This is a genomic window from Actinophytocola sp., assembly GCF_036002505.1.
Classification (GTDB): Bacteria; Actinomycetota; Actinomycetes; order Mycobacteriales; family Pseudonocardiaceae; genus DASYTH01.
In genome coordinates, this window is record NZ_DASYTH010000302.1 from 36,209 (window position 1) to 42,714 (window position 6,506).

Below are 6,506 nucleotides of genomic sequence, written 5' to 3' on the forward strand. Positions count from 1 at the left end.
GCTTTCCTTCTAGCGCTGCAATGTCACGTTGCTTCCCGACGCGCTGAGGTAAGGCCGGAGGAGGCGGACGAGCGGCGCCGCGATCAGCGCGACCGCGCCCATGACGAGGAACCCCGCCACCGGGTGGTCCACGAGCAGGCCCACGACGGTGGCGATGATGAGGCCGCCGAGGTTGCCGGAGAGCCAGATGAGGCCGGCGGCGGTGCCCTGGACTTCGCCGGTGCGGCGTTCGGTGAGCTCGAGGACGATCGGAAGCGTTGGGAGCAGAAGGAAGCCGATGAGGAGCAGGACGGCGAGGCCGCTGACCGCGCCGGGTGCGGCCGCGAGCACCACGCAGCCGGCGGCGGCCACCGTCACCCCGACCACGAGCATGGTCAGCTCGCGGCGGCGGCGGACCGCGAACACCGGGACGATCGCGCAGCCGGCGACCCCGGCGACGACGTTGACCAGCAGCAGCACGGAGGCGGTGGAGCCGCTCACCCCGGCCGGCTCGAGCAGCGGCTGGGCGAACGTGGTCAGCGCGATGAACGTGCCGAACGGCAGGAAGACCAGCAGGCACAGCCGGCGCACGAACCCGTCGCCCCAGGCCAGCCGCAGCGCGCCGAACCCGGCCGGGGGCGCGGCGTGCGGGTACAGCATGGGGCCGCGCAGCACGATGATCAGCACGGCGGCGGCCACGACGGCGAACGCCGCGCCGACGCCGGTCACGACGGTGAGATCGCCGGCGGCGGGGAAGACGGCGGCCAGCACGAACGCGACCACCATGCCGGCGAACGTGCTCGCGGTGCCCACCGCGATGCCCGCCGGGCGGTCCGGTTCGGCCAGGTACCGGCCGGTCACCCCGATGATCGCGTTGAGCACCAGGGGCTGCGCGACGGCGATCAGGGTCTGGCCGGCCAGCGCCCAGGCGAAGTCGTCACCGGCGAGCCGCAGCACCGCGCCGGCCGCGGTCAGCGCCGCGCCGGCGGCGAGCCCGGCCCGGAACCAGCGGTCGAGCACGAGCCCGGCCGGCACCGCCAGCACCACGTACAGCAGCGGGAACACCTGCGCCAGCCAGCCGATCGCGGTCTCCGAGACGCCGTAGTGCTCGGCCGCGGCGGTGCTCACCCCGGCGTAGTTCAGCCACAGCAACTGGGTGGCCGCCGCCACCAGCGCGTACGCCGCGAGCACCGGCCAGCGGCTGGGTAATCCAGAAGTCACGCCATTCACCTCGCAAGCTCGGTGATGGCTGCCCTGCTCAATGGTTCGCTCGCAAGCTCACTCACGCCGGCCTCCAGCCGCTGTGTTGGGTGGCCCGCAGGAACTCCTCCTGCGGTGGTTCGACGGGCCGGCCATCGTACTGTGTGGACAGTACGACGGTCGAGCGCAGCTCACCGTGCTTGCCGAGCCGCTCCAGCAACCCCTCGAGGTGCTCGAGCGAGGTGGCCCGGATCTTGAGCATCGAGCAGTGGTCGCCGCTGAGCTTGTGGATCTCCGAAACCTCCGGGTAGTCGTCGGCGGTGCTGGTCTTCAGCAGGCACTTGGCCAGCGAGCAGCGCATCTCGACGTAGGCGGAGATCGGGTAGCCGGCGCGCTGCGGGTCGACCTGCGCGCGGTAGCCGGTGATCACGCCGCTCTCCTCGAGCCGGCGCACCCGCTCGGCGACCGCGGGCGGCGAGAGGTTCACCCGCCGGCCGAGCTCCTTGTAGGACAGCCGGCCGTCGGTCTGCAACTCGTCCAGGATGCGCCAGTCGAGGTCATCCAGGGCTCTTTCCGTTCGAAAGGTCACGGCGCCTCAATTCCTTCCGAGTCGACGGTCAACGGTATCGTATGCCGTTCCTTACCCCTTCGAACAGCGCTTCGACCTGTCTACCGTTTTGAGCCATGACAACCCTGCTGGCCGAACGCCCGACCGAGACCACCCACCGCCGCCGCTCGATGATCGCACTGTTCGCCGCGGTGGCCCTGATGAGCATCGCCATGACCGGGGCGAGCACCGCCGCCTCGCTGATCGCCGCCGGGCTCGGCGGGGACGGCGCGAGCGGGCTGCCCAACGCGGCCGGCGTGCTCGGCACCGCCCTCGGCGCGCTGGCCGCCGGCGGGCTGATGGCCCGGCACGGCCGCCGGTTCGCGCTGCTGATCATGTACGGCCTGGCGACCGGGGGCGCGGTGATCGCGTTCGACGGCGCGCTGAGCCAGACCCTGGCGCCGGTCGTCGCCGGGCAGCTCCTGCTGGGCCTCGGCAACGGCGGCGCGCAGCTCTCCCGGTACCTCGCGGCCGAGCTGTTTCCCGCCTCCCGCAAGGGAACCGCGCTCGCCGCGATCGTCTGGAGCGGCACCGTCGGCGCGATCGTCGGACCCGCGCTGATCTCACCGGCGGCCGGCGCCGCGGCTGGCCGGGGCATCCCGGCACTTGCCGGACCGATCGCGGTGTCCGCGCTGGCGACCGCCTGCGCCGCGCTCGCCACGGCGCTCCTGCCTCGCGGACTGGGACCTGCGCACCGGCGGGTCCGTGCGGCGGCCCGGATCGACGCCGTGTTCCGCCGGCCCGCGGTCCGGCTGGCCGTCACCGCCATGGCGGCCGCGCACGTGACCATGGTCGCGGTCATGCTGATGACGCCGGTGCAGCTGCACCACCACGGGCACGGGCTCGGCGTCGTGGGTTGGATCCTCAGCGCGCACATGCTCGGGATGTTCGCGTTCGCCCCGGTGTCCGGCCGGATCGCCGACCGGTTCGGCGGGCGGGTCGCGATCGGCGCCGGCAGCGCGGTGCTGGTGACCGCCGCGGTGCTGGCCGCGGTGACATCGTCGACGTCGAGCCTGGCCGTGGCGCTCTTCCTGTTGGGCTACGGCTGGAACCTGGCGTTCGTCGGCGGCAGCAGCGTGCTGAGCCGGGACCTGCCCGAGGAGACCCGGATCCAGCTGCAGGGCACGGTCGACGCGATCGTCTGGAGCTCGGCGGCCCTGGCCAGCCTGTCCGCCGGCCCGCTGTTCGGCATCGGCGGCTACCCCCTGCTCGCGGTGCTCGCCGGGCTGCTGGCGCTGCTTCCGGTCGGCCTGCTGGTCCGCCGCCCGCGCGCCATCTGAGATTTTCTTTCCGGTCATCTTCAGGTCTGGTAAGGATCTCACGATCGCGGTTTACTCCGAGATGTGACCGCCATGCCGCGCCTGCTCGCCGTGATCGCCGTCGCCGGCTCGATCGTCGCCCTGCCACCGGCCGCCCACGCGGCGCCGGCACCGACCGCCACCGAGCCCAGGATCGAGACCTCCCAACGGGAACGGCCGGTCGCGCCGGGCGTGAGGCTGCGCTCGTTCGACCGGTACGGACCGGACGGGTTCACCGGCACCGCGGGGTGGCTGCAGGCGGACAGCCTGAGCGTGGACCTCACCAGGGGCACCACGGTCGACTACCTGTTCCCGGGCCGGGTGGCCCAGGGCGAGGCGCTGTCCACCCAGGCGACCCGGGCCGGCGCGGTGGCCGCGGTGAACGGGGACTTCTTCGACATCAACAACTCCAGCGCGGCCCTCGGCGTCGGGGTGCGCTCCGGCGAGCTGATCCAGTCGCCGGACGCGGACCCGACCTGGCACCGCTCGGCGGCAATCTTCACCCCGGACGGCATCGGCTCGATCGGCGAGGTGTTCTTCGAAGGCCACATCTCCCTGCCCGTCGGGGACACGACCCTGACCGGCGTCAACAAACCGGCCCTCGCGGTGGACGGGATCGAGGCGTTCACCCCGCTCTGGGGCAGCTACTGCCGGTGCCGGGCCACCCAGGGCGCGACCGGGGTGACCGAGGTCGAGGTGACCGGCAACCGGGTGACCGCGGTACGCACCGAGGCCGGCAGCGGCGACATCCCGGCCGGCGCAATGATCCTCGTCGGCCGCGAACGGGGTGCGGCCACGCTCGCCGCGCTCGCCCCCGGTGATCCGGTGAGCGTGGACTACCAGGCGCGCTCCGAGCAGGGCCAGCGGATCCAGGCCGCGATCAATGGCCGGCAGCTGCTCGTTGTGGACGGCGTGCCGCAGAAAGCCAGCCAGGGCAACAACGTTCCGGCCGCGCCGCGCACCGCGGTCGGGTTCTCCCGGGACGGCCGGAAGATGTTCCTGCTCACCGCGGACGGCCGGCAGCCGGCGTTCGCCGACGGCCTCGGCCTGGACGAACTGGCCACCATGATGGTCGAGCTCGGCGCCTACCACGCGGTGAACCTGGACGGCGGCGGCTCCACCACGATCGTCGCCCGCAAGCCCGGCGCACCCGCCCCGCAGCTGGAGAACCGCCCGTCCGACGGCGCGGAACGCCCGGTGCCCAACGGACTCGGGCTGTTCGCGCCGCAGGGCAGCGGGCGGCTGGCCGGGTTCTGGGTGGAGCCCGCGCTCGACCCGGTCCGCGCCTCCGGATCGTCCACAGTGGCCGGTGCACACCCGGAGCGGGTCTTCCCCGGGCTGACCCGAAAGCTCACCGCCGCCGGCTACGACGAGACCTACGGCCCGGCCGCCGGCACCCCGCGCTGGCGGGCCAACCCGGCGTCCGCCGGAGCCGTGGACGGCGCCGGCGTCTTCCACGCGAGCCGGCCGGGCAAGACCACGGTCACCGCGTTCCACGGCAACGTCCGCGGGCAGGTCGACCTCACCGTGCTGAACCCGTTGGCGCGCCTGGAGTCCACCCGCAAGCAGGTCGCGCTGGCGAATCCCGGCGAGTCGAGCACGTTCGGCGTCGTGGGTTACGACCGTGACGGCTTCGGCGCCCCGGTCGAGCCCGACGACCTCCGGCTCAGCTACGACCACGCGCTGCTGGACATCGCGCCCGGGGCCGACGGGCAGTTCACCGTGACGGCCAAGCAGCCGTCCGGCTCGGCGCTGGTCACCGTGGAGGCGGCCGGCGCGCGCACCGTGCTGCCGGTGACCGTGGGGCTGACCGAGGTGCCGCTGGCGGACTTCGACGATCCGGCCGCCTGGCAGTACTTCGGGGAGCGGGCCACCGGCGCGGTCGCGCCCGCCGAGGGGCACAGCGGCGGCGGGCTGCGGCTGACCTACGACTTCACCCAGACCACGCAGACCCGCACCGGCGGTGCGCTCGCCCCGGCCGGGATGCGCATTCCCGGGCAGCCCAAGGCGTTGCGGCTCTGGGTGAGCTCCACCGGCCACGGCGAGTGGGCCAGCCTGCAGGTGTGGGACGGCAACGGCACGCTGCTGCCCGCGTTCCGCGCCGGCTTCCTCACCTACACCGGCTGGCGCCAGCTCGAGTTCCCGGTCCCGCCCGGCACCGTGTACCCGCTGACCCTGCGCCGGTTCTACGCGGCCGAAACCAACGCGGCCGCCGCCTACCAGGGCGACGTGGCCATCGACCAGCTCACCGCGCTGGTACCGCCCTCCGTTGACATACCACCGGATCCGGTGCTCGCCGATCCGCTGATCGTGCGCGACGGCAGCGTGGCCGGCGCCCGGTGGCGGTTCGCGGTGATGTCCGACGCGCAGTTCGTCGCCCGTGACCCGGACAGCGACATCGTCCGCAGCGCGCGCCGGACGCTGCGCGAGATCAAGGCCGCGCACCCGGACTTCCTGGTCATCAACGGCGACCTGGTGGACGAGGCCACGCCGGCCGACTTCGCGCTGGCCAAACGGATCCTGGACGAGGAGCTGGGCGGCACGCTGCCGTACCACTACGTGCCGGGCAACCACGAGCGGTTCAACAACAGCGTGGACAACTTCCGGGCCGTGTTCGGCGAATCCGAGCAGGTCTTCGACCACCGCGGCACCCGGTTCGTCACGTTCGACACCTCGGCGATCTCCGTGCGCGGCAGCGACTGGACCCAGCTGCGGACGCTGCGCCAGCAGCTCGACCGCGCCGCCGCCGACCGGACGGTCGACTCGGTGGTCCTGGTACAGCACGTCCCGCCGCGCGACCCCACCCCGGCCAGGGCCAGCGAGCTCTCCGACCGCAAGGAGGCCGCCACGATCGAGGCCTGGCTCGCCGACTTCCAGACCCGGACCGGCAAGCATGCCGCGTTCCTCGGCGCGCACGTCGGCACGTTCCACGCGTCGCATGTGGACGGAGTGCCGTACTTCGTGAACGGCAACTCGGGCAAGAACCCGTCCACCCTGCCCGCTGACGGCGGCTTCACCGGCTGGTCGCTCTGGGGCGTCGGAGGTCCACAGTGGATCGCCACGGAGGTCCGGCCGCACGTCGACACGCTCACCATCACCGCCCCACCCACCCTTGGCGCCGGCCAGTCGGCAACCATCGCGGCCGCCCTCACCCAGGGCACCCGCACGGTCCCGATCACCTACCCGGTCACCGCCGGCTGGTCGGCCTCCCCCACCGTCCACATCGGAGACCAGCACGGCCTGCGCCCCTGGCACGCCGCCTGGTTCGACCCGGACACCGGCCGGCTCACCGCCTTCCGCCCGGCGACGATCACCCTCGCCGTCACGGTGAACAGCGAGACCCGGCTGGCCACTGTCGAGCTGACGGCCGCCGTGCGCCCGGCGGCTTGAGTGCGATGAAGGGGGCCTTCCTCACGGCCAGC

The 6,506-nt window shown here is 73.1% G+C and carries 4 protein-coding genes; 2 read left to right on the forward strand and 2 right to left on the reverse strand.

Annotated features, from left to right (window positions below; all coding sequences use genetic code 11):
• Positions 1-9: 9 nt before the first annotated feature.
• Entirely contained in the window at positions 10-1,200 is a 1,191-nt protein-coding gene (locus VGR06_RS26615; protein ID WP_327561867.1) for an MFS transporter, read from the reverse strand.
• 61 nt (positions 1,201-1,261) lie between these two features.
• Positions 1,262-1,768 (reverse strand): Lrp/AsnC family transcriptional regulator, encoded by a 507-nt coding sequence (locus tag VGR06_RS26620; protein ID WP_327561868.1) that lies wholly within the window; start codon positions 1,766-1,768, stop codon positions 1,262-1,264.
• Positions 1,769-1,863: 95 nt separating this feature from the next.
• Here VGR06_RS26620 and VGR06_RS26625 point away from each other — a divergent pair, with 95 nt between their 5' ends.
• Entirely contained in the window at positions 1,864-3,066 is a 1,203-nt protein-coding gene (locus tag VGR06_RS26625) for an MFS transporter (protein ID WP_327561869.1), read from the forward strand.
• A 72-nt stretch (positions 3,067-3,138) separates the two neighbouring features.
• Positions 3,139-6,474 carry a phosphodiester glycosidase family protein gene (locus VGR06_RS26630; RefSeq protein WP_327561873.1) on the forward strand — a complete coding sequence of 1,112 codons (3,336 nt, stop codon included), beginning with the start codon at positions 3,139-3,141 and terminating at the stop codon, positions 6,472-6,474.
• Positions 6,475-6,506: the final 32 nt, after the last annotated feature.

Coding starts and splice junctions, on each gene's coding strand:
- VGR06_RS26625 (WP_327561869.1), top strand. CDS start 1,864: ATGACAACCCTGCTGGCCGAACGCCCGACCGAGACCACCCACCGCCGC.
- VGR06_RS26630 (WP_327561873.1), top strand. CDS start 3,139: ATGCCGCGCCTGCTCGCCGTGATCGCCGTCGCCGGCTCGATCGTCGCC.